At 60.7% G+C, this 23,321-nt stretch carries 22 protein-coding genes and 1 pseudogene; 12 read left to right on the forward strand and 11 right to left on the reverse strand.

The features are described 5' to 3' along the window. Window positions 1-87: 87 nt before the first annotated feature. From HF257_RS17320 to HF257_RS17330, 3 genes are all read left to right on the forward strand, one after another. Window positions 88-636, forward strand: a complete 549-nt coding sequence (locus HF257_RS17320) for a cupin domain-containing protein (protein ID WP_003176893.1) — start codon at window positions 88-90, stop codon at window positions 634-636. 181 nt (window positions 637-817) lie between these two features. After that, window positions 818-1,231: a c-type cytochrome gene (locus tag HF257_RS17325; RefSeq protein WP_135310820.1), complete on the forward strand. Its 414-nt coding sequence runs from the start codon at window positions 818-820 to the stop codon at window positions 1,229-1,231. A 133-nt stretch (window positions 1,232-1,364) separates the two neighbouring features. Continuing rightward, window positions 1,365-3,287, forward strand: a complete 1,923-nt coding sequence (locus tag HF257_RS17330; RefSeq protein ID WP_185709975.1) for an acetyl-CoA hydrolase/transferase family protein — start codon at window positions 1,365-1,367, stop codon at window positions 3,285-3,287. A gap of 131 nt (window positions 3,288-3,418) precedes the next feature. Here HF257_RS17330 and HF257_RS17335 read toward each other — a convergent pair whose 3' ends face one another. Both HF257_RS17335 and rep read right to left on the reverse strand, forming a co-directional pair. After that, window positions 3,419-3,991 (reverse strand): xanthine phosphoribosyltransferase, encoded by a 573-nt coding sequence (locus tag HF257_RS17335; RefSeq protein WP_185709974.1) that lies wholly within the window; start codon window positions 3,989-3,991, stop codon window positions 3,419-3,421. A 58-nt stretch (window positions 3,992-4,049) separates the two neighbouring features. Beyond that, window positions 4,050-6,059, reverse strand: coding sequence for a DNA helicase Rep (rep, locus tag HF257_RS17340; protein WP_185709973.1), 2,010 nt, complete (start codon window positions 6,057-6,059; stop codon window positions 4,050-4,052). A 255-nt stretch (window positions 6,060-6,314) separates the two neighbouring features. On the opposite strand from rep, the gene HF257_RS17345 reads away from it, so the two are divergent. After that, a complete protein-coding gene (locus tag HF257_RS17345; protein WP_185709972.1) occupies window positions 6,315-7,979 on the forward strand; it encodes a putative bifunctional diguanylate cyclase/phosphodiesterase in 1,665 nt (554 codons plus the stop codon). A gap of 62 nt (window positions 7,980-8,041) precedes the next feature. On the opposite strand, the gene HF257_RS17350 is transcribed toward HF257_RS17345, so the two are convergent. Then, window positions 8,042-9,445, reverse strand: a complete 1,404-nt coding sequence (locus HF257_RS17350) for a NorM family multidrug efflux MATE transporter (RefSeq protein WP_185709971.1) — start codon at window positions 9,443-9,445, stop codon at window positions 8,042-8,044. A gap of 152 nt (window positions 9,446-9,597) precedes the next feature. Between HF257_RS17350 and HF257_RS17355 the strand changes: the two genes are divergently transcribed. Both HF257_RS17355 and HF257_RS17360 read left to right on the forward strand, forming a co-directional pair. Then, the gene (locus HF257_RS17355; RefSeq protein ID WP_185709970.1) at window positions 9,598-10,518 is read left to right on the forward strand and encodes a LysR substrate-binding domain-containing protein; all 921 of its coding nucleotides are present in this window, start codon (window positions 9,598-9,600) and stop codon (window positions 10,516-10,518) included. 176 nt (window positions 10,519-10,694) lie between these two features. Continuing rightward, window positions 10,695-12,671 (forward strand): methyl-accepting chemotaxis protein, encoded by a 1,977-nt coding sequence (locus HF257_RS17360; RefSeq protein WP_185709969.1) that lies wholly within the window; start codon window positions 10,695-10,697, stop codon window positions 12,669-12,671. Window positions 12,672-12,875: 204 nt separating this feature from the next. Here HF257_RS17360 and HF257_RS17365 read toward each other — a convergent pair whose 3' ends face one another. Together HF257_RS17365 and HF257_RS17370 are read right to left on the reverse strand one after the other, a co-directional pair. Next, on the reverse strand, window positions 12,876-14,372 hold the full coding sequence (locus HF257_RS17365; RefSeq protein WP_185709968.1) for a YifB family Mg chelatase-like AAA ATPase: 1,497 nt from the start codon (window positions 14,370-14,372) through the stop codon (window positions 12,876-12,878). A 214-nt stretch (window positions 14,373-14,586) separates the two neighbouring features. Beyond that, window positions 14,587-14,850, reverse strand: coding sequence for an accessory factor UbiK family protein (locus HF257_RS17370; protein ID WP_185709967.1), 264 nt, complete (start codon window positions 14,848-14,850; stop codon window positions 14,587-14,589). 422 nt (window positions 14,851-15,272) lie between these two features. Between HF257_RS17370 and glnK the strand changes: the two genes are divergently transcribed. The 4 genes and pseudogenes from glnK (at window position 15,273) to sutA (ending at window position 17,712) form a co-directional block, all read left to right on the forward strand. Beyond that, window positions 15,273-15,611 carry a P-II family nitrogen regulator gene (gene glnK, locus HF257_RS17375; protein WP_002555808.1) on the forward strand — a complete coding sequence of 113 codons (339 nt, stop codon included), beginning with the start codon at window positions 15,273-15,275 and terminating at the stop codon, window positions 15,609-15,611. 34 nt (window positions 15,612-15,645) lie between these two features. Next, window positions 15,646-16,983 carry an ammonium transporter gene (locus tag HF257_RS17380; protein ID WP_025856327.1) on the forward strand — a complete coding sequence of 446 codons (1,338 nt, stop codon included), beginning with the start codon at window positions 15,646-15,648 and terminating at the stop codon, window positions 16,981-16,983. Between the two features lie 227 nt (window positions 16,984-17,210). After that, window positions 17,211-17,282: pseudogene (locus HF257_RS33480) on the forward strand (secondary thiamine-phosphate synthase enzyme YjbQ); the annotation flags it as partial. A gap of 103 nt (window positions 17,283-17,385) precedes the next feature. Continuing rightward, window positions 17,386-17,712, forward strand: a complete 327-nt coding sequence (gene sutA / locus HF257_RS17385) for a transcriptional regulator SutA (RefSeq protein ID WP_135289349.1) — start codon at window positions 17,386-17,388, stop codon at window positions 17,710-17,712. A 130-nt stretch (window positions 17,713-17,842) separates the two neighbouring features. On the opposite strand, the gene HF257_RS17390 is transcribed toward sutA, so the two are convergent. From HF257_RS17390 to lptM, 6 genes are read right to left on the reverse strand one after another with little or no spacing between them, the layout of a single operon-like run. Continuing rightward, on the reverse strand, window positions 17,843-18,538 hold the full coding sequence (locus HF257_RS17390; RefSeq protein WP_185709966.1) for an HAD family hydrolase: 696 nt from the start codon (window positions 18,536-18,538) through the stop codon (window positions 17,843-17,845). Further along, window positions 18,535-19,434, reverse strand: coding sequence for a tyrosine recombinase XerC (gene xerC / locus HF257_RS17395; RefSeq protein ID WP_185709965.1), 900 nt, complete (start codon window positions 19,432-19,434; stop codon window positions 18,535-18,537). The genes HF257_RS17390 and xerC overlap by 4 nt, the downstream gene beginning before the upstream one ends. A gap of 2 nt (window positions 19,435-19,436) precedes the next feature. Then, on the reverse strand, window positions 19,437-20,153 hold the full coding sequence (locus HF257_RS17400) for a DUF484 family protein (protein ID WP_185709964.1): 717 nt from the start codon (window positions 20,151-20,153) through the stop codon (window positions 19,437-19,439). 13 nt (window positions 20,154-20,166) lie between these two features. After that, on the reverse strand, window positions 20,167-20,997 hold the full coding sequence (gene dapF, locus HF257_RS17405) for a diaminopimelate epimerase (protein WP_185709963.1): 831 nt from the start codon (window positions 20,995-20,997) through the stop codon (window positions 20,167-20,169). 3 nt (window positions 20,998-21,000) lie between these two features. Continuing rightward, a complete protein-coding gene (lysA, locus tag HF257_RS17410) occupies window positions 21,001-22,248 on the reverse strand; it encodes a diaminopimelate decarboxylase (protein WP_185709962.1) in 1,248 nt (415 codons plus the stop codon). 9 nt (window positions 22,249-22,257) lie between these two features. Beyond that, window positions 22,258-22,419 (reverse strand): LPS translocon maturation chaperone LptM, encoded by a 162-nt coding sequence (lptM, locus tag HF257_RS17415; RefSeq protein ID WP_074851643.1) that lies wholly within the window; start codon window positions 22,417-22,419, stop codon window positions 22,258-22,260. A 238-nt stretch (window positions 22,420-22,657) separates the two neighbouring features. Between lptM and cyaY the strand changes: the two genes are divergently transcribed. Then, window positions 22,658-22,990 carry an iron donor protein CyaY gene (gene cyaY, locus HF257_RS17420; RefSeq protein WP_034116382.1) on the forward strand — a complete coding sequence of 111 codons (333 nt, stop codon included), beginning with the start codon at window positions 22,658-22,660 and terminating at the stop codon, window positions 22,988-22,990. A 2-nt stretch (window positions 22,991-22,992) separates the two neighbouring features. Then, window positions 22,993-23,211 carry a DUF1289 domain-containing protein gene (locus HF257_RS17425; protein ID WP_185709961.1) on the forward strand — a complete coding sequence of 73 codons (219 nt, stop codon included), beginning with the start codon at window positions 22,993-22,995 and terminating at the stop codon, window positions 23,209-23,211. Window positions 23,212-23,321 lie beyond the last annotated feature (110 nt).

Here is a 23,321-nt window from a genome sequence, read left to right on the forward strand (position 1 = left end):
TTTAGGCCCAAGTGTTGTAAATACTGAACGCTGTCGCCATGATAACGCTCAATTACAACAAAGCCTGAATCCTAGGAGGCTCCTGCATTGGACGTCGGCGAACGACTGCAATCCATCCGTAAACTCAAAGGTCTTTCCCAGCGTGAGCTCGCCAAGCGTGCGGGTGTCACCAACAGCACCATTTCGATGATCGAAAAAAACAGCGTCAGCCCCTCGATCAGCTCCTTGCGCAAGGTGCTGGGTGGCATCCCCATGTCCATGGTCGAGTTCTTTTCCGAGGAGATCCTCCAGGAAATACCGACGCAGATCGTCTATAAAGCCAATGAGCTGATCGACATCTCTGACGGCGCCGTCACCATGAAACTGGTTGGTCGGGCGCACCCCAGCCGGGCGATTGCGTTTCTGAACGAGATCTACCCGCCGGGCGCCGATACAGGCGAAGAAATGCTCACCCACGAAGGCGAGGAAACCGGGATTCTGGTGGAAGGGCGTCTGGAATTGGTGGTCGGTCTTGAAACTTTTGTGCTCGAAGCTGGCGATAGCTACTACTTTGAAAGCACCAAGCCCCATCGTTTTCGCAATCCGTTCGACGTGCCGGCGCGACTAATCAGCGCAGCCACACCCGCGAACTTTTAAGAAAAGAGGCGTCCTGCCAGCGTTGCAGAGACACCCGTAGCAGTAACCGTGCGGCCGAATCTCCCTTTATTTAATAGGGTTGTTTCGGCCCGGCGGGCTAACCGTTATACTTTCGCCGCCTGCGAAACCGTGGCCGCAGGCGTGAATAGCCACCATTGAGGGTGAACGCGTGAACCTAATTATGAAAATGCTGGCTGCACCAGCAACCGTACTGGCCCTATGGGCTGTCAGCGCTCAAGCTGCGACCAATGACGAAATTGCCAAACGCCTGGAGCCTGTTGGCCAGGTGTGTGTCCAGGGCCAGGAATGCAAGGGGATGGAAGTGGCCGTGGCAGCCGGCGGCGGCGGGGCGAAAACCCCGGACGACATCATCGCCAAGCACTGTAACGCGTGCCACGGTACTGGTTTGCTGGGCGCTCCGAAAATCGGCGACACCGCCGCCTGGAAAGACCGCGCCGACCACCAGGGTGGCCTCGACGGCCTGCTGGCTAAAGCCATCACCGGCCTGAACGCCATGCCGCCCAAAGGCACCTGTGCCGATTGCTCGGATGACGAGCTCAAGGGCGCAATCGAGAAGATGTCGGGGCTTAAATAAACCGATCTTCGCCAAAAAGCCGCTGACCAGCGGCTTTTTTGTGCCTGCGATTTGTGTTTCCAGGCTGTTCTTTGCAGCAAACACCGGCCACTCTCTGTCCAACCCCTAATCACGGAATGTTCAGGAGGGTCGGATGGTGCAGTTGTGTTCAATCGAGCAAGCAGTTGACGACGTACTGGCGCGTTTGCCAGCGCATATCCACATGGGCATGCCCCTGGGCCTGGGCAAGCCCAACCTGTTTGCCAATGCGTTGTATCGGCGTATCGCCAAATTGCCGGAACGGGCGCTGACGATTTACACAGCCCTCAGCCTGGGCCGCCCGACCATGGGCGACGGCTTGCAGAAGCGTTTTCTGGAGCCCTTCATCGAGCGAGTGTTTGGCGACTACCCCGAATTGGACTTCCTCGCCGACCTGCGCAAAGACAGCCTGCCGGCGAATATCCACGTGCAACAGTTCTTCATGCAGCCCGGCAGCCTGCTTCACAGCACCTCGGCCCAGCAGGACTACGTGAGCAGCAATTACAGCCACGCCGCCCGTGATATCAACGCTGCCGGCCTGAACCTAGTTGCGCAGCTGGTGGCCAGTAGCGCTGAGCATCCTGATCGCCTGAGCCTGAGCTGCAACCCGGATATCACCCTCGACCTGTTGCCGATGATCGCCAAGCGCCGCGCCGCCGGGGAAACCATCCTGATAGTCGGTCAGGTTCACACCGATTTGCCCTACATGCCCGGCGACTCCGAGCTGGGCATGGATGCCTTCGATTACCTGTTGGACGAAAAAGACAGCACCACGTTGTTCTCCACGCCGAACATGCCGGTGGGGTTCCAGGACCACTTTATCGGTCTGCATGCGAGCACTTTGGTACGCGATGGCGGCACCTTGCAGATCGGCATCGGCTCCATGGGGGATGCGCTGACCGCCGCGTTGGTGGCGCGCCAGGCGGACAACGAGGCCTACCGATTGCTGCTGACTGACCTCGATGTTTACCAATGGGCACCATTGATCAGCCATGAAGGCGGTGTCGCGCCCTTCGCCCGTGGGCTCTATGGTTGCAGTGAGATGTTCGTCAACGGCCTGCTGGTACTGGCGGATGCGGGGATTGTGCGGCGCAAGGTCTACCCCAATGTGGCGACCCAGGCGCAGGCGAATGCCGGCACGCTGGATGATGCCGCGCAGCCCGACGGTGTTTCGATCCATGGTGGCTTCTTCCTTGGCCCGCGCAGCTTTTACCAGAGGCTGCAGGAAATGACCCACGGCAAGCGTCTCGAATTCAACATGACCCGCATCAGCTACATCAACGAGCTGTACGGCCAGGAAGAGCTCAAGCGCCTGCAACGCCTGGACGCACGCTTTATCAACAGCGCAATCATGGTGACCTTGCTCGGTGCTGGCGTGGCTGACCAGTTGGAAGATGGCCGCGTGCTCAGTGGCGTAGGCGGGCAGTACAACTTCGTGGCCCAGGGGCATGCGCTGGAAGGGGCGCGGTCGATCCTGATCTTGCGCAGCTGGCGCGAGTCGGCGGGGGAGGTCAGTTCCAATATCGTCTGGGACTACGGCCATTGCACTATTCCCCGGCACCTGCGGGATATCGTCATCACGGAGTACGGCATCGCCGATTTGCGTGGTCAGACGGATGCCAAGGTGATCGAGGCATTGCTCAACATTAGCGATTCACGCTTTCAGGACGATCTGATCGAACAGGCGCAAGAGGCGGGCAAGTTGCCCAAGGATTTCAAGCTTGATCCGAGTTTCAGCGACAACACGCCGGAACGGCTCCAGGGTATCCAGGCGCGGCATCGCCGTTTGTTCCCGGAGTATCCGCTGGGCAGCGATTTCACGGATGAAGAACGCGACCTGTTGCGGGCGCTGAACTGGCTCAAGAGCAAATTCAAGCTGACGGAGATTCTGGAGTTGGGCAAGGCGGCGTTGGATGCACCGGAGCCGGAGGTGTTTCCAGAGCATCTGAGGCGGATGCGGTTGGATAGCCCTGAAGGGCTGAAAGAAGACCTGTATCAGCGTTTATTGCTCGCGGGCCTGCAGGCCACCGCGCACTGACAAACACCATAAACCCAATGTGGGAGCGGGCTTGCTCGCGAATGCGGTGTGTCAGTCACTGAATTTATTGACTGATCCACCGCATTCGCGAGCAAGCCCGCTCCCACATTTTGATCTGTGTTCGCAGCCAATTACTCGATGAAGGTCACTACGCCACCGGCCAGCGATTTGACCCGCGCCAACGACTCAACACGATACCCTTGCGCATCCAACTCCGCACGACCACCCTGGAACGACTTCTCGATCACGATCCCCAAGCCCGCAACGGTCGCACCGGCTTGCTTGATGATCGAGATCAGCGCCTGGGACGCCTTGCCGTTGGCCAGGAAGTCATCGATCACCAGCACGCGGTCGCTGCTGGTCAGGTGGCGTGGGGAGATCGCCACGGTGCTTTCGACTTGCTTGGTGAACGAATACACGGTCGCCGACAGCAGGTTTTCAGTCAGGGTCAGGGACTGGTGCTTGCGCGCGAAGATCACTGGAACGCCCAGGTTCAAGCCGGTCATGATCGCCGGTGCGATGCCTGAGGCTTCGATGGTGACGATCTTGGTAATGCCCGAGTCCTTGAACAGTTCAGCGAATTCGTCGCCAATCAGTTTCATCAGCGCCGGGTCGATCTGGTGGTTCAGAAACGCGTCGACCTTGAGTACCTGATCGGAAAGCACGATGCCTTCTTCGCGAATTTTCTTGTGCAGTGCTTCCACGGAAAGCTTCCTCTGTTGGCGCAACGCGCGCCGAAAGTAGATTAAAAAGTAGTCGATTCTAGCGCTTTAGCATCGCGCGTATATCCGCCAAGGCAGTGTTGCCGCGCACGGCTTTTACCTCGGTCGGGGTGTCGTCATTGCCTTCCCAGGCCAGGTCGTCCGGCGGCAGTTCATCCAGGAACCGGCTGGGGGCACAATCGATGATTTCGCCGTATTGCTTGCGCTTGGCGGCAAAGGTGAAGGCCAGCGTCTGACGCGCACGGGTAATGCCCACGTAGGCCAGGCGGCGTTCTTCTTCGATGGTGTCGGCTTCGATACTGGAGCGGTGCGGGAGGATCTCCTCTTCCATGCCCATGATGAACACGTAGGGGAATTCCAGGCCCTTGGACGCATGCAAGGTCATCATTTGCACACCTTCGGCGCCGTCTTCCTCTTCCTGCTGGCGCTCCAGCATGTCGCGCAACACCAGCTTGCCGATGGCGTCTTCGACGGTCATCTCGCCGTCTTCGTCTTTTTCCAGGGTGTTCTTCAGCGCTTCGATCAGGAACCAGACGTTGCCCATGCGGTAATCCGCGGCCTTGTCGCTGGAGCTGTTGGTGCGCAGCCAGTTCTCGTAATCAATGTCCATGACCATGCTGCGCAGGGCGCTGATCGGATCTTCGCCGGCGCATTGCTCGCGCACCTTGTCCATGAAGCGCTTGAAGCGCGACAGGCGATCGGTAAAGCGCGTGTCCAGGTGTTCGCCCAGGCCGATCTCGTCGGTGGCGGCGTACATCGAGATCTTGCGCTCGGTGGCGTAGTTGCCGAGCTTTTCCAGGGTGGTGGAGCCGATTTCCCGGCGCGGCACGTTGATTACGCGCAGGAACGCGTTGTCGTCGTCCGGGTTCACGATCAGCCGGAAGTAGGCCATCAGGTCTTTGACTTCCTGGCGTCCGAAAAAGCTGTTGCCACCGGACAGGCGATACGGCACTTGGTGGTGCTGCAATTTCAGCTCGATCAGCTTGGCCTGGTAGTTGCCGCGATAGAGGATCGCGAAATCGCTGTAGGGCCGGTCGGTGCGCAAGTGCAGGCTGAGAATTTCCACGGCCACGCGCTCGGCTTCGGCGTCCTCGTTGCGGCAGCGGATCACGCGGATCTCGTCGCCGTGGCCCATCTCGCTCCACAGTTGTTTTTCAAACTCGTGCGGGTTGTTGGAGATCAGCACGTTGGCGCAGCGCAAAATACGGCTGGTGGAGCGGTAGTTCTGCTCCAGCATCACCACTTTCAAGGAGGGGTAGTCGTCCTTGAGCAGCATCAGGTTTTCTGGGCGCGCACCACGCCAGGCGTAGATCGACTGGTCGTCGTCGCCTACCACGGTGAACTGGTTGCGGGTGCCGATCAGCATCTTCACCAGCAGGTATTGGCTGGCGTTGGTGTCCTGGTATTCGTCCACCAGTAGGTAGCGCACCTTGTTCTGCCATTTTTCCAGGATGTCGGCGTGTTCTTCGAACAGCTTCACGGGCAGCAGGATCAGGTCGTCGAAGTCCACCGCGTTGAACGCCTTGAGCGTGCGCTGGTAGTGGGTGTAGACGATGGCGGCAGTCTGCTCCTTGGGGTTACGCGCGTTTTCCAGTGCCTGGGGCGGCAGGATCAGGTCGTTTTTCCAGGCGCCGATCATGTTCTTGATCTCGTCCACGCCGTCGTCGCCCGCGTATTCCTTTTGCATGATGTCGGTCATCAGGGCCTTGACGTCGGTCTCGTCGAAGATCGAGAAGCCCGGTTTGTAGCCCAGCCGCACATGCTCCTTGCGGATGATATTCAGCCCCAGGTTATGGAAGGTACACACAGTGAGGCCACGGCCTTCGCCACCTTTGAGCAAGGTGCCGACGCGCTCTTTCATTTCCCGCGCCGCCTTGTTGGTAAAGGTCATGGCGACGATGTACTGGGCGCGGATGCCGCAGTTCTGGATCAGGTGCGCGATCTTGCGGGTAATCACGCTGGTCTTGCCGGAGCCAGCACCGGCGAGCACCAATAGAGGGCCGCCGACGTAGTTCACGGCTTCTTGCTGCCGGGGATTGAGTCGGGACATACAGAGTTCAGGGGGTCATTGATCAAAAGGGCGGGCATTTTAACAGGCTGGCAGGATTCTGCTCTCTCAGAACGACAGTGTGACGTACCACTCGATCTAAATTTGCCGGTTTTGATACTTTGCCGCAGGATGTGCAGGCATTTACGGCTAATGTTTGTAATCTGCGTATTTGATAACCCCTATCATTGGTGATTGTCAGCTCGCACGTCATAATGCCCGCCGCCAACGAAATCTTGCAGAGTCTAGGGAGCTAGCTTGTCTACGCCTGTCGAACCCTTGCGTTTGCTGCTATTGGCCGATGCGCCTGAATGGGCAGCGTTGTTGCGCGAGTGCCTGGCGCCGATGGGCGATGGGGCTGTGCTGATCAGCGCGCCAAATTGGGATTCCGTGAGTCGTTTGTTCGATGACGACCACAGCGCCGTGCTATTGACCACGCCCAGCCTGCAACCCGGCCCTGGCCGTTGCAGCTTGCCGTGCGTTTTATTGTTGGAGCAGGAGCCTCTGGTTTCACCGTTGGGTGTCAGCGATTGGCTGGTGCGGGATGTATTGGATGCCGATACATTGCGCCGCTGCCTGCGTCACGTTCGCGAGCGCGGCCTGCTGGAAAACACCCTGCAACGCCTGGCCGAACAGGACCCCCTCACGGGCATCGCCAACCGCCAAGGCTTCCAGACCTTGCTGGCGGCGCGCCTGGCCGAAAACGAAGGCCGTGGCTTGGCCCTCGGTCATCTGGACCTCGATAATTTTCGCCATGCCAACGATGCCCTCGGTCATCAGGCCGGCGACCGGTTGATCTTGCAAGTGGTGTCGCGGCTCAAAAGCCAGCTCGAAGCCGGCGACCAATTGGCGCGCCTGGGCAGCGACGAATTTGCACTGCTGATCGATACTCGCCGTGCGCCCCAGCGCGCCGAGTGGATGGCCGAGCGCATCACCGAAGTCATGGCCGAACCCTACTGGGTGGACGGCGAAAGCCTGCTGATCGGTTGCAGCCTCGGGGTGGCACACGCCCGCGCCCGTGCCGGTGCCGACCCGCTGATGTGGCATGCGCATATCGCCATGCAGCAAGCCAAGAGCACCCAGGGCTGTACCTTTCATATCTTCAACGAACGCATCAACCGCAACGCCCGCAGCCTGGCCGACCTGGAAACGGAGCTGCGCCGCGCCTTGCGCCGTGATGAACTGGAATTGCATTACCAGCCGCGCCTCGACCTGGACGATGGGCATATCGTCGGCCTGGAGGCTCTGGTGCGTTGGCGTCATGGCGAGCGAGGGCTGTTGCCGCCTAGCGAGTTTGTGCCTTTGGCCGAGCAGAGCGGCCTGATCGTACCGTTGGGTTACTGGGTGATTTCCCGGGCCCTGCGCGACATGCAGGCGTTGCGTGAACGCGGCCTGCAGCCGTTGCACATGGCGGTCAACCTGTCGTTCCGCCAATTCCAGGATAGCCAGTTGCTCTCGACCCTCAGCCGGTTGATCGCCGAGCGTGGCGTGGATGCGCGCTGGCTGGAGTTCGAACTGACCGAGACGGCCGTGATGCGCCGCAGCGATCTGGTCAAGCAGACCATGGATGCCCTCGGTCGCCTGGGTGTGCGGTTTTCCCTGGATGACTTTGGTACTGGCTTCTCATCGTTCGTGCACCTCAACAGCTTGCCGATTGCCTTGTTGAAGGTCGACAAGAGCTTCGTGGGCGGCATGGAAGAGCGCGAAGAGAATCGCAAGTTGGTACACGCCATGATCAACCTGGCCCACAACCTGAACCTGGAAGTGGTGGCCGAAGGGGTGGAAACCCCTGAGCAGTTGGCGCTGTTGCGGTTGTTTGGGTGTGACCAGGCCCAGGGGTACCTGATCAGCAAGCCGCTGCCGTTGCCCGAGTTAGTGGAGTACCTGACCTTTGGCAAGAGCCAGCAGGCGTTGCTGGGCTGAGTTGTAAGCCCGGTCAGTGTGGGGGCTGGTTTGCCTGCTCCCACATTGACCGCGCACATTTTCTAGTCCGGCTGCATCGCTTGGAATTCAGCGCGAACCTCAGGCTCCCGCCGAATCATCCGCTTCATCTTCGCTTCAAACGCCCAAGTCAGGCTCACCGCCGCACACGCCAGGCCTAGCGCCAAGCCCCACCACACACCGGTCGGGCCCCAACCCAGCGTGAACGCCATCAGCCAGGCGGACGGCGCGCCGATCAGCCAGTAGCAACCCGCACCGATCAGGAAGGTCGTCTTGGCGTCCTTGAGCCCGCGAATACAGCCCATGGCGATGGTCTGCACGCCGTCGAACAGCTCGAACCAAGCGGCGACGGCGAGCAGGCTGACGGCCAGGACAATCACATCGTGGAACGCCGGGTTGTTGTGGTCGATGAGCAGTCCTATCAGCGGGTCGGAATAAAGCCACAGCACCGCGGCAAATCCCAACATCACCGCCGCACCAAAGCCGATACCAACCCGACCAGCCATGCGCGCCTGCAGCAATTGCCCCGCGCCGTAATGCTGGCCGATGCGCATGGTCACCGCGTAGGACATCCCCGCCGGCACCATGAACGCCACCGAGACGATTTGCAGGGCGATCTGATGCGATGCCAATTGCGTGCTGCCCATGGTGCCCATGCACAGCGCCGCAAAGGCAAACAGCCCGACTTCCACGGCGTAGGTGCCGCCAATCGGCAGGCCCAGGCGCCACAATTCACGCAGGTACTGGGTGTTCAGGCGCAGCAGGCCGTTGCCCAGCGGGTAGGCGGCGTACGCGCGATTGCTGCGGATGTACCACATCAGCGCCAACGCCATGCCGTTGGCGACGATGGCCGTGACCAGGCCGATACCCATCAGGCCGAGTTTAGGGAGGCCAAACATGCCTTCGATCAAGGCGTGGTTGAGCAGGTAGTTAAGCACGGTGCCGCACAGGCTGATCACCATCACTGGCGTCGCCTTGCCGATGGCGCTGGTGAACCCGCGAAGGGCCATGAAACTCAGGTAGCCGGGCAGGGCGAACGGCAGGATCGTCAGGAATTGTCCCGCCGAATGCACGTTGGTTTCGGTCTGGCCAAACATCAACAGCAGCGGCTTGAGGTTCCACAGCAGCAAGCCGGCGGCCAGGGCCATCAGCCAGGCGAGCCACAGTCCCGCCTGGGTCAGGCGGGTGGCGCCCTCGATATCGCCTGCGCCATGACGGATCGCCACCAGGGTGCCCACGGCAGCGATCACGCCGATGCAGAAGATCGACACGAACGAATAACTGGCCGCGCCCAAGCCGCCACCGGCCAAGGCTTCGGGGCTAAGGCGCGCCATCATCAGGGTGTCGGTCAGCACCATCAGCATGTGCGCCAACTGTGAGGCAATCAACGGCCCCGACAGCCGCAGAATGGCCCAGAGTTCGGTACGTGCCGGATGCTGCATGATCATCACGCTCAAATAGTCAGAGGGTTGTGGAAGGGTTGATTCTCGGCGCTTACGGCCCGTTACACAAAGGGATAAAAGCGATCGTTCACATGATTAAAACTCATGCCTGATTGATTCTGGTAGGGTTTCGCTATCCTGCTGTCGGAGTTTTCCCCATGTCTCGTCGTCTTCCTCCTCTTTATGCCCTGCGGGCATTTGAAGCCGCGTCTCGACACAACTCGTTCACCCGTGCAGCAGAAGAACTGTCGATTACCCAAAGCGCGGTAAGCCGGCACATCCGTACGCTGGAGGAGCATTTCGCCTGCCGTCTGTTCCAGCGCAGCGGGCGTACTCTGCAACTCACCGAAGCTGCTCGCCTGCTGTTGCCCGGCGTGCGTGAGGGGTTCGCCGCGCTGGAGCGCGCCTGCCATACCCTGAACGCCGAAGATGACATCCTGCGCATGAAGGCGCCGTCCACACTGACCATGCGCTGGTTGCTGGCGCGGCTCAGCCGCTTTCGGGCATTGCAGCCGGGCAATGAGGTGCAACTCACTAGCGCCTGGATGAGCGTGGACGAAGTCGACTTCAACCAGGAGCCGTTCGACTGCGCAGTGCTGCTGAGCTACGGGCATTTTCCGGCGGACTGGGAGGCCTGCTACCTGTTCCCCGAATTATTGATCCCCGTGGGCGCGCCGAACCTGTTGGAAGACGGCCCGTGGGATGCCGAGCGCCTGGCAACCGCCGAGTTGCTGCACCCCACGCCGGATCGTCGCGATTGGCGCAACTGGCTGGAGCGCATGGGCCTGTCATCGCAGATATCGCTCAAGGGCGGGCAAGTGTTCGATACCCTGGAATTGGGCATGATCGCCGCTGCGCGGGGTTATGGCGTGTCCATGGGGGATTTGCTGATGGTGGCCGAAGACGTTGCCCAGGGACGGCTGAGCCTGCCTTGGCCAACCGCTGTTGCCAGTGGGGAAAACTATTACCTGGTGTGGCCGAAAACCCGCCCCGGCGGCGAGCGATTGCGCCGGTTGGCGGACTTTCTCCAAGGTGAAGTCAAGGCGATGGAGCTGCCCGCGGTCGAGCGCCTCGACTGAGTGCCTGTGACCGTTCGTGCAATCGTTTGCGCGATAACCCTGTGATTCGCTCAAGTATTGATCGCGCGCGCCGAAGTAGGTGTGTTGGAACCATCGTGCACCAACGCTTCCCACTAGATAATTTGCCGAGTAGCGCTATGAGATCAGGATGATCCTGGCCTCGGCCAGGAGCTGTCATGTCTCAACCTCGCGCTCGGATCGCCTCCCAGCTAGGCCTCGCGTTAGCCGTGATTCTGGCTGTCGTTATCAGCGGCAGTACCGTGTTTGCCTTGCGTTCCCTCGACTCCGCCAACCTCGATACCCGTGAGGAACACCTGGCCAGCGAGGCGCGCTTGCTTGCCGACCAACTCAATACCTTCCACAGCACCTTGCGCGAGAGCACCCAGCGTTTGAGCGGGCTGTTTGAAAAGCGCTTCGGCGCCGGTTTGAGTGTGCGTGCGGACCAGCCGGTGACGGTGGCAGGCGTACAGACCCCAAGCCTGTATTTGGGCAGCGACGTGTTGAACAACGATTTCGATGAGGTCGATGAGTTCAAGGACAACTCGGGCGGCGTAGCCACTGTGTTTGTGCGCAATGGCGAGGACTTTATCCGCGTCAGCACTTCGCTGACCAAGCAGGACGGTAGCCGCGCGATCGGCACCGCGCTGGATCACCAGCACCCGGCCTATCAACGTTTGTTGGGCGGGCAAGGCTACGTTGGCCGCGCGGTGCTGTTCGAACGCTCTTACATGACCCAATACACACCGGTGCGCGATGCTGCTGGCAAGGTCATTGCGGTGCTGTTTGTCGGCTTCGACTACACCGATGCGCAGAACGCCCAGTTCGACAACCTCAAGCGGTTCCGTATCGGCAAGACCGGCTCGTTGGCTTTGCTGGATGAGCAAAAGCATTGGCTGGTGCCGCCGGCGGGCGTGCAGGCGTTGGACCAGGCGATCCCGCTGATGCTCGACCTGGCAAAAACGCCGGGCAAGGGGCGCTTCTGGAGTGACAAGAACGAAGATTTCTACAGTGTCTCGGTGCCGTTCGAAGGGGGCCCGTGGTCGGTCGTAGCGAGTATGCCGAAGTCGGAGATCCGCGAAGTGACGTGGGCGGTGGGCATCCGCTTGGTGATCGGCAGCGTATTGGCGATGTTGTTCGCGGTGGGTGCCGCCGTCTGGCTACTGCGCAGCAAATTGCAGCCCTTGAGCGACTTGGTGCGTCAGGCCGAGGCCTTGGGCGCGGGCGACCTGAGCGTACGTCTGAATGTGTCCAGCCATGATGAAATCGGCCAGCTGGCGCGCAGCTTCAACCAGATGGGTGAGGCGCTGTCGACCATGGTCTCGCATATTCGCAAGGCGGCCGAAGAGGTCAACAGCCGGGCAAAGGCGTTGTCCGGGTTGTCCGGTGGTGCGTATGAAGGCATGGAGCAGCAATCGGGTGAAATCACCAGCATGGCCGGCGCAGTGGAGGAGTTCAGCGCCACCTCGTTGAATATCGCCGACAACATGGGCAACACCGAACGCTTGGCACAGGAAAACGCCCAGCAAACCCGTATCGGCCGCACGTCGATGCAAGAGGCGTCGTCGTCTCTGGAGCACATCGCCACGGCGCTCAATAGCACCGCTACGGTGATCAACACCTTGGGCCAGCGCTCCCAGGAAATCGGCGGGATCGTCGGTGTGATTACTTCCATCGCCGAGCAGACCAATTTGCTGGCGCTGAACGCCGCGATCGAGGCAGCGCGTGCCGGTGAGCAAGGCCGTGGGTTTGCAGTGGTTGCTGACGAAGTGCGCAACCTGGCGTCGCGCACTCGCCAAGCCACCGACGAAATCTCCGGAATGATCCAGAGCATCCAGCAGGAAACCGGCAACGCCATTACCACGATGGAACACGGCAATGTGTTGATGCAGGAAGGTCTGTCGCGCAACGCAGACGTGGCTTCGGCCCTGGCGCGCATTGACGAGCAAAGTCGTTCGGCAGGGCAGCAATTCGCCGCCATCACCACCGCCACCCACGAGCAGAGCAGCACCGCAACCTTGCTGAGCAGCAACTTGCAGAGCATTGCGTTGGCCAACAGTGAGCAGCGTGAAGTGGTGTCGAATTTGGCGATCACGGCCAAAGAGTTGGAAACGTTGGCGGCGGGCTTGCGTCAGGAGGTAGACCGCTTCCGCTGACGCGCCTCGGATCAAGTTTGTATAGCAACGAAGTGCGATAACATTGTAGTGAGCGGGCTTGTCCCGCGCTGGGCTGCGAAGCGGCCCTATACCCAGACTACTCGGTTTTCCTGAAACGCCGCGGCGACCTTATTGGGGCCGCTGCGCAGCCCAGCGCGGGGCAAGCCCGCTCACTACAGGCATGCGATCTTTTGCTGGTCAGGCTTAAGTAATCGCCGCCGGGCGGTATTGCAGGGCCTCTTGCAGATGGTGGCGAGCGATGGCGGCAGCTTGCTCCAAGTCTGCCAAGGTGCGCGCCACCTTCAACAGCCTGTGAGCCGCCCGCAGCGACAGCGTCAGCCGCTCACAGGCGGCCTCCAGCCAGCCTTCATCGATCTTCGACAGCTGGCAGTGCTTGCGCAGCCCGGGTAGATCCAGGAATGCATTGGCGCAGCCTTGGCGCCGTTGCTGGCGTTCACGGGCATCGGCCACGAGTTTTGATGCACTTGCCGTATCGTCACCGGCCTGCGGTGTTGGATTCAGCGCAGTGCTCTCCCGTGCAACGGTCAGGTGCAGGTCGATGCGGTCCAGAAGCGGCCCGGAAAGCTTGTTGCGGTAGCGCTGGATCTGCTCCGGCGTACAGCGACAGCGCCCGCTGGGCTCACCCAAGTAGCCGCAAGGGCATGGGTTCATCGCCGCCACCAGTTGAAAACGTGCCGGGAAACTCACCCGGTCGCGGGCTCGCGAGATGACGATATGGCCTGACTCCAACGGCTCTCGAAGCACCTCCAACACCTTGCGATCAAACTCCGGCAACTCATCCAGAAACAGCACGCCGTGATGGGCCAGGGTAATTTCCCCCGGTTGGGGTTTTGATCCACCGCCCACCAATGCGGGCCCTGATGCTGAGTGGTGGGGCTGGCGAAAGGGTCGATGGGGCCAGTGGCTCAGCGGCGCGAGGCTGACTACGGACTGAATCGCCGCCACTTCCAACGCCTCCTGCTCGCTCAGCGGTGGCAGCAAACCCGGCAAGCGGCTGGCGAGTAGGGTCTTCCCGGTCCCCGGCGGCCCGCTGAATAGCAGGTTGTGCGCGCCTGCCGCCGCAATCAGCAGTGCGCGCTTGGCGGCTAGCTGGCCCTGTACTTCACTCAAGTCCGGATAAGGCTTGTTGAGATACAGCAAGCCATCGGACTTGTAAGGCTCAATCGGCTGATGCCCGTTCAGGTGCGCGACCACCTGTAGCAGGTGGTCCACCGCAATCACTTTCAAGCCCGACGCCAGGCACGCTTCTTCGGCATTGGCACGGGGCACTATCACGGTGCGCCCGGCCTTGCGCGCCGCCAGCGCGGCTGGCAACACACCTTTCACCGCCCGTACTTCCCCCGACAGCGCCAGTTCACCCAGGCATTCCACATTGTCGAGCATCAACGCTGGCACCTGTACGCTGGCCGCCAAAATCCCCAGCGCAATCGCCAGGTCAAACCGCCCGCCGTCCTTGGGCAGGTCGGCTGGTGCGAGGTTGAGGGTGATACGGCGGGCAGGGTATTGCAGCGCGGAGTTGAGAATGGCGCTGCGTACGCGGTCCTTGCTTTCCTTGACCGCCGTTTCCGGCAAACCCACCAAGGTCAGGGACGGCAGACCATTGGCCATGTGCACCTCGACGGTGACGGCAGGGGCTTCGACGCCGACCTGGGCGCGGCTGTGGACAATAGCGAGGGACATGCGTGTTCCTTGAAAAAGAGGCCGCTTCCTGCGGGTTTTTCAAGGGTAGGCGAGGCGGGGAAAAGCGAGGCAGAGAGGTTTTACAGAACGTATCCAAAGAGCGGAGCAAGACAAATGTGGGAGCGGGCTTGCTCGCGAAGGCGGAGTGTCAGCCAGCACATAGCTAACTGACCCACCGCCTTCGCGAGCAAGCCCGCTCCCACATGGACTGCGTTTATTCAGCAGGTTGCGGTGTCAATCGCGCTTCCAGCTCGGCGACTTTCGCTTCCAGGCTCTCAAGCCGCGCACGCGTGCGCGCCAACACCACCATCTGGCTATCAAACTCTTCCCGGCTCACCAGATCGAGTTTGCTGAAGCCACTTTGCAGCAATGCCTTGAACTGGCTTTCGATTTCGTTGCGGGGCAGCGGGGTGTCGCCGCTGAACAGGCGAGAGGCGTGGCCGCTCAGGGCGTCGAGGAGGTCTTTGGGCGCGAGCATGGGAAATAGTCCGGAAAACTGTTGGCCGGCAGTGTATCACGCGGCGTCTATAGTCTTTTTCACGGCCTTGGGCGCACGCTTTTCGCGCAAAGTGCCTGGCGTGCGCGCACCGTTTTTGTGCGCATTGCCGTCGCGAAAAAGCCCCGCAGGTGGGCTTAGGTGGGCAAAGGACTGATTTCAGTGATTTTTACGGAGCTGGCAAGGTTTCTGCTTAGACGATCATGACCCATGCACTGATGCAGTCGCTGTGACGAATGCAGTGCGCCGACGGATCAGGGGTACAGGTTTCGTCACCAGTGGTTCGCTGGCGTCACAACGGCAATTGCCTTTGCGACGACGCGTTACAAAGCCAGGCACTGCGCTTAGACTTGAGACGGGTTTGTTTTCCTGGGGCAAGTCCACCAATTCGGGAGAGAGTTTTCATGAAGCTAGTCACTGCCATCATCAAGCCGTTCAAGTTGGACGATGTACGCGAGTCGTTGTCCGAGATCGGCGTGCAGGGCATTACCGTTACTGAGGTCAAAGGCTTCGGTCGGCAGAAGGGTCACACCGAGCTGTATCGCGGCGCGGAATACGTGGTCGATTTCCTGCCGAAGGTGAAGATTGATGTCGCCATTGACGACAAGGATCTTGACCGGGTTATCGAGGCGATAACCAAGGCCGCCAACACCGGCAAGATCGGTGACGGCAAGATCTTCGTGGTCAATCTGGAACAGGCTATTCGCATCCGTACCGGCGAAACCGATACCGACGCAATCTAAGCCGCCAAACCCCAACGCCCCAGGAGAAAACAATATGACTCTGCGTAAATTCGCAGGGCTCGGAGCCCTGTTGTCCATCGTAATGCCAAGCCTGGCCATGGCGGCAGACGAAGTGGCTGCTCCAGTCCTCAATTCCGGCGACACCGCGTGGATGCTCACATCCACCGCGCTGGTGCTGTTCATGACCATTCCAGGCCTGGCGCTGTTCTACGGCGGCATGGTGCGCTCCAAAAACATTCTTTCCGTGATGATGCAGTGCTTCGCCATCACCGGTCTGATCACCATCTTGTGGTTCGTCTACGGCTACAGCATGGCGTTCGACACCACCGGGATGGAAGCGGGCGTCGTCAACTTCAACTCGTTCGTGGGCGGCCTGTCCAAACTGTTCCTGTCGGGTGTGACCCCGGCGAGCATTACTGGCCCTGCGGCGCTGTTCCCTGAGGCGGTGTTCGTCACCTTCCAGATGACGTTCGCCATCATTACCCCTGCGCTGATCGTCGGTGCTTTCGCTGAGCGTATGAAGTTCTCCGCGATGCTGATCTTCATGGGCGTCTGGTTCACTCTGGTCTACGCGCCGATTGCCCACATGGTGTGGGGCGGCCCGGGTTCGCTGCTGGGCGACTGGGGCGTGCTGGACTTCGCAGGCGGCACCGTGGTGCACATCAACGCCGGTGTGGCGGGCTTGGTAGCGTGCATCGTGCTCGGCAAGCGCAAAGGTTTCCCGACCACCCCAATGGCGCCGCACAACCTGGGCTACACCCTGGTGGGCGCGGCGATGCTGTGGGTTGGCTGGTTTGGCTTCAACGCCGGTTCCGCAGCTGCTGCCAACGGCACTGCCGGCATGGCGATGCTGGTCACCCAGATCGCTACCGCTGCTGCGGCATTGGGCTGGATGTTCGCCGAGTGGGTCACCCACGGTAAGCCAAGCGCGCTGGGCATTGCCTCGGGTGTGGTTGCAGGCTTGGTGGCAATCACCCCTGCCGCTGGCACCGTAGGCCCGATGGGTGCCTTGGTGATCGGCTTGGTAGCCGGTGTGATCTGCTTCTTCTGCGCCACCAGCCTCAAGCGCAAACTGGGCTACGACGACTCCCTGGACGCATTCGGCGTGCACGGTATCGGCGGTATCGTTGGTGCGATCCTTACTGGCGTGTTCGCGGCCCCTGCACTGGGCGGCTTCGGCACCGTGACTGACGTGGCTGCACAGGTCTGGATCCAGGCCAAAGGCGTCGGTTTCACCGTGATCTACACGGCCATCGTGACCTTCATCATCCTCAAGGTGCTGGATGCGGTCATGGGCCTGCGGGTTACCGAGGAAGAGGAAGCGGTTGGCCTCGACCTGGCACAACACAACGAACGCGGCTACAACTTGTAAGTACGCGTAAAAAAAGATGCCCGGCTTGCCGGGCATTTTTTTGCCTGGTGTTTGTCAGTCTCAGAATGCTGTAACGGTTTTTCCCTGGAGTTTGTGCTGGTACGCGCGGGGCACTTTTCGCCCTGCGAATGTCTTACAGGCATGTAGGCGTATTCGACACTTTGTTTTTTCCCAGAGCGCGCTAGAATGCGCGCCGATGGGCGCAGAACTGAAGGCGTGCCACGTGTTATCTGGACGAGCACCGTGATCATGACGGTGCTCGTAAAGTCCTCGCCACCGTGCACGGTGATGGGGCATAAGCCACTGGTTATCCAGTGGATGTTGATTTTTTTCCGGCGGCCTTCGACAGTTGGCGAAGCTGGGCTATAACTAATCTGCTTTTCGCAAGTCATGAGGTAGAACATGAGCGACGATGATCTGGAAAACGACGAACTCGAAGTAGGTGACGAAGACGACACCGAAGAAGGTCTTGAAGCGGCGGCGGAAGACGTTGCTGACGACGACGGTGGCGATGATGCACCTGCTCCGACTGCCAAAGGCAAAGCCAAGGCTGCGGTGTCGGTAGATGAGCTGCCAAGCGTTGAAGCCAAGAACAAAGAGCGTGATGCCCTGGCCCGCGCGATGGAAGAGTTCCTCGCTAAAGGCGGCAAAGTGCAGGAAGTCGAGGCTAACGTGGTAGCAGATCCACCGAAGAAGCCGGATAACAAGTACGGCAGCCGACCTATCTGAGGTCAGCCACCTGCTTGTAAGAAAAAGCCCGCCGTCGCTGCGGGCTTTTTCATGTCTGGAACGAATACCTTAAGGCTCACCGCATACCAATGTGGGAGCGGGCTTGCTCCCACAGTTTTGATTCGCGGTGTTATTGCCAGCTGCGAAGCAACTCTGGCAACTCTGACAGGTTACGAATCTCGGCATCCGGGCGCTTATCCGTATCCCACACCTTACCCGTCGGGTTAAACCACGCCGCCCGAAGCCCCGCCTGCTGCGCCCCGGCAATGTCATCCCCCGGGTGATCACCAATATGCACCGCCGCACTCGCATCCACCCCACCGCGCTGCAACGCCTCTTGGAACAGACGCGCATCCGGCTTGGCAATGCCGATATCTTCGGCGCGCAGGGCAAAGTGGAAGTAGTGCGACAGGCCAACACGTTGCACATCCGCATTGCCGTTGGTGATCACACCCAGCAGGAAGTGCTGGCGCAATGCTTGGAGCATCGGCTCGGCTTCGGGAAAGGGCGTGAGTTGATGGCGTGCATGAATGAACGCCTCAAAGCATACATCCGCCATTTCCGTGGCTTGTGGCTGTGGATAACCCGCTTCTTCGAACGCGTGCATCAAGACCCGGTGGCGCAAGATGCTGATACGGTTTTTGAGCTCCGGATGACGCTCCAGCACCTGCTTGCGCAGGGCGGCGAAGTGCTCCAGCGGCAAGTCGCCGACCTTGGACGCATGGGTCGCCAGCCATTCGCGCATCGACGCTTCGGCGCTGATGATGACGGGTACGTTGTCCCAGAGCGTGTCGTCCAGGTCGAAGGTGATCAGCTTGATACTCATGAGTCGCCGCCCTTGATGCGTTTGGCCCGTGGATGGGCGCTGTCGTACACCGTTGCAAGGTGTTGGAAGTCCAGGTGGGTGTAGATCTGCGTGGTCTTGATGTCGGAGTGGCCGAGTAGTTCTTGCACGGCGCGCAGGTCCTGGGAGGACTCCAACATATGGCTGGCAAAGGAGTGCCGCAGCATATGCGGGTGCAGGTTCTGCCCCAGTTCACGCTCGCCGGCGGCCTTGACCCGTACCTGGATAGCCCGTGGGCCCAGGCGGCGGCCTTGCTGGCTGACAAAGACGGCATCGTCCGCCGGGTCGGTCAGAAGACGCAACGGCAACCATAGCTGCAAGGCTTCCCGAGCCTTTCTACCCACCGGGAGTACGCGCGTCTTGCTGCCTTTGCCGAGTACCTGCACCAGGCCGTCCTCCAGGTCCAGTTGATCGAGGTTCAACCCGGTCAGTTCTGAAAGGCGCAGGCCCGAAGAGTAGAACAGCTCCAGGATTGCCTGGTCACGATGGGCCAGGAAGTCGTCCTCTACCGCGCCGTCCAACAGTTGCAGGGCGCGGTCGGTGTCCAGAGTCTTGGGCAGGCGTCGCTCGCCCTTGGGCGGCGACAGGCCATTGGCTGGGTCGTGGTCGCACAGGCCTTCACGGTTCAAATAATGATAGAGGCCACGTACCGCAGAAAGCAGGCGCGACAGGCTGCGCGAGGATTGGCCAGCCTGGTGCAAACGCGCGATCAGGCTGCGCAGGCTCTGGATATCCAGGGCCTTCCAGCTGCTGATCTGCTGTTTTTCGCAGTACGCCAGGACCTTGTTCAAGTCCCGTCGGTACGCTTCCAGCGTATGGGGCGACACTTGGCGCTCGTTGCGCAGGTGAGCGCAATAAGCGTCCAGTTGCCGTTCCATGGCTAGCGCACCGCGCGAAGGGCGGTGGTGAAGCGTGGCAGGACGCGGCCCAGCACTTCGGCGATGTAGGTCAGGAACAGGGTGCCGACCGAGCTTTTGTAGTGCGCAGGATCGCGGCTGGCGATGGCAAGCACGCCATGCAGGCCCTGATGGCTGAGGGCGACCACGGCGGTGGAGCCGATCTGCTTGCGCTGTTCGGCGCCAAACAGGAAGTCCAGTTCATGCTCGCGCAACGTGCCGCTGATGGTCTTGCCTTCGGACAGCAAGCCGCCAATCGCGGTTTGCGCTTCGCTGCCGCTGACCCAACGACCCACCGGCATCGGGTTGTCGCTGAACAGGATCAGGCTGACAAAGGGTACCTGGAAGTCCTGGCGCAGGCTGTCTTCGACGGCGATTACCGTTTCTTCCAGGCTGGAGGCGTCCATGAGGGTCAGGATCAGGCGGCGGGTTTTCTCGAACAGGCGGTCGTTGTCGCGGGCCACGTCCATCAGGTGCGAGAGCTTGTGGCGCATTTCGATATTGCGCTCGCGCAGGATCTTCATTTGCCGCTCCACCAGCGAGACGGTGTCGCCGCGCTGGTGGGGAATGCGCAGGGCCGGCAGGAGTTCTTCGTGATCGACGAAAAAGTCCGGATTAGCCTCAAGGTACGCCGCGACGGCAGCGGCCTCCAGACTTTCGCTCGGGGACGCTTCTGCGGGTACTTGAGGCTTATCGGTCATTAGCTTCGCTCACTCATAGACGGACCTGTCCTTCGTATACGCGCGAGGCCGGCCCGGTCATCATCACCGGGTGGCCTGGGCCTGCCCATTCGATGGACAAACGTCCACCGGGCAGGTCGATCAACAGCGGCGAATCCATCCACCCCTGGCTGATCGCGGCCACGGCAGCGGCGCAAGCACCGGTACCGCAAGCCTGGGTTTCGCCAGCGCCGCGTTCCCACACGCGCAATTGCGCACGGGAACGGTCGATCACCTGCAGGAAGCCCACATTGACCCGTGCCGGAAAGCGCGGGTGGTGTTCGATTTTCGGCCCCAATTCATGCACGGGCGCGTTGTTGATGTCGTTGACCCGCAGCACCGCATGGGGGTTGCCCATGGACACGGCTGCCAGGTCGACGACCTGGCCGTCGACGTCGACCGCATAGCTGGTGGCCTGCTCGGTGGCCTGGAACGGAATGTCCGCCGGCACCAGGCGTGGCGCGCCCATGTTGACGCTGATCTGGCCGTCGCTGCGGATATCCAGTTCGATCACGCCGCTTTTGGTCTCGACGCGGATCTGCCGCTTGGCGGTCAGGCGCTTGTCCAGCACAAAGCGCGCAAAGCAGCGTGCACCGTTGCCGCACTGTTCCACTTCGGAACCGTCGGAGTTGAAGATCCGGTAACGGAAATCCACTTCCGGGTTGCTCGGCGCTTCGACGATCAGCAACTGGTCGAAACCAATGCCGGTGTGTCGGTCGCCCCACTGTTTGGCGTGCTTGGGCAGGATGTGCGCGTGCTGGCTGACCAGGTCGAGGACCATGAAATCATTGCCCAGCCCGTGCATCTTGGTAAAACGCAGCAGCATGGCTTACTCCGGCAGCAGGCTTTCGCCAGCATACAACTCGGCTACCGTCTCGCGGCGACGCACTTCAAACGCTTGATCACCGTCCACCAGCACCTCGGCGGTACGGCCGCGGGTGTTGTAGTTGGAGCTCATGACAAACCCGTAGGCACCGGCCGAATGCACGGCCAGCAGGTCGCCTTCTTCCAGGGCTAGCTGACGATCCTTGGCCAGGAAGTCGCCGGTCTCGCAGATCGGGCCGACGATGTCGTAGGCGCGGGCTTCGCTATTGCGCGGCGTCACGGCAGTGACGTTCATCCAGGCCTGGTACAGCGCCGGGCGAATCAGGTCGTTCATCGCCGCGTCGACGATGGCGAAATCCTTGTGCTCGGTGTGCTTGAGGTATTCAACCTGGGTCAGCAGCACGCCGGCGTTGGCAACGATATAGCGGCCCGGCTCGAACATCAGCGTCAGGCCACGGCCTTCGATGCGCTCGCGCACGGCGTTGATGTAGTCAGCGATCTGCGGCGGTTCTTCATCGCGATAACGCACGCCCACGCCGCCACCGAGGTCGATGTGGTGCAGGTAGATGCCGCATTCGCCGAGGCGGTCGATCAGCGCCAGCAGGCGGTCGAGGGCATCGAGGAACGGCGGCAGGGTGGTCAGTTGCGAGCCGATATGGCAATCGACGCCCAGCACTTCCAGGTTCGGCAGTTGGGCGGCGCGGATGTACACGTCTTCGGCGTCGGCGATGGCGATGCCGAACTTGTTCTCTTTGAGACCGGTGGAAATGTACGGGTGGGTGCCGGCATCGACATCCGGGTTGACGCGCAAGGAGATCGGCGCGCGAACGCCCATCTCGGCGGCCACGACCTGCAGGCGCTCCAGCTCGTCGGTGGACTCGACGTTGAAGCAATGCACGCCAACTTCCAGGGCGCGGCGCATGTCTTCGCGGCTCTTGCCGACGCCCGAGAACACGATCTTGTCAGCCTGGCCGCCAGCGGCCAGCACGCGTTCCAGCTCGCCACGGGAAACGATGTCGAAACCGGCGCCCAGACGCGCCAGGACATTCAGTACACCCAGGTTGGAGTTGGCCTTGACCGCGTAGCACACCAGGTGTGGAACGCCGTCCAGTGGGTCGGTGAAGGAGCGATATTGGGCTTCGATATGCGCACGGGAGTACACATAGGTCGGGGTGCCAAAGCGCTCGGCAATCGCGGACAACGCCACGCCTTCCGCGAACAGCTCGCCGTCCCGGTAGTTAAAAGCGTCCATGGGTTTCCCTTAGTAGGTGTCGTGCTTATGCGCTTTGGATTGCGATGTTTGCGCCTGGTCGTTCGGGTCTTTGCTGTCATCGGGCAGGTACAGCGGGCCTTTTTGACCACAGGCACTAACGAGGCAAGCGACCGCGACGAGCGCAGCAAGGGAAGAGATCAGGCGCTTCATGGCGAAATCCTTGAATATGCATTAATTGCGCCCGAGTATACCGACCACCCGCCAGCTTGCCTATGCGCTGAAATACCCGTCCGGCGGGGGTTTGCCGAGATAGTCGAGAAGCGGACTAAGCCGGCCGGGGATATTTCATACCGCCAATCGTGATGAAATCGGTATCCTTTGCAATCGGCGAGGCTCGCCCGTATCGTGCGGCGCTTGAGCAAAACCAGACACTTTTGAGGTTGCCACAATGAGTTTGACCGAAGCCCGTTTTCACGACCTGGTGGATTCGACCCAGCAGGCGCTGGAAGATATTTTCGACGACAGCGGCCTGGACGTGGACCTGGAAAACTCGGCCGGCGTGCTGACCGTCAAGTTTGAAAACGGCACCCAACTGATCTTCAGTCGCCAGGAACCTCTGCGCCAGTTGTGGCTGGCCGCACGCACCGGTGGTTTCCACTTCGATTACGACGAAGAAGAAAACCGTTGGGCGCATGACACCACCGAGGAACTGCTGAGCGAAATGCTTGCTCGCCTGACCAAGGAACAGTCCGGCGCTGACCTGGATTTCGACGAGATTTGATCGTGACTCAGCCTGCACCTGTACGCCCGCCCAAGCCGCTGTTCAGCAATGTCAGCCCGGCGGTGCCGTCACCTTGTATCAGTTTGTGTCGCCTGGACGAGGAGAAAGTCTGTCTCGGTTGCTTCCGTCATGTGGAAGACATCCGGGAATGGCGCTCCGCCGACGATGCACGGCGCCGGGTGATCTGCGCCGAGGCCGAGCAGCGCAGGGCTCGCGCCTGAGGTCGTCTTGTTTATTTGTGACGCTGTGGTAGTGTCCGGCTACGCCTCAACTCATCGAGGCTCGTGAGAACCCCGCCTTTTTCTGGCGGGGTTTTGCTTTTTTGTGCAGA

The organism is Pseudomonas cremoris (assembly GCF_014230465.1).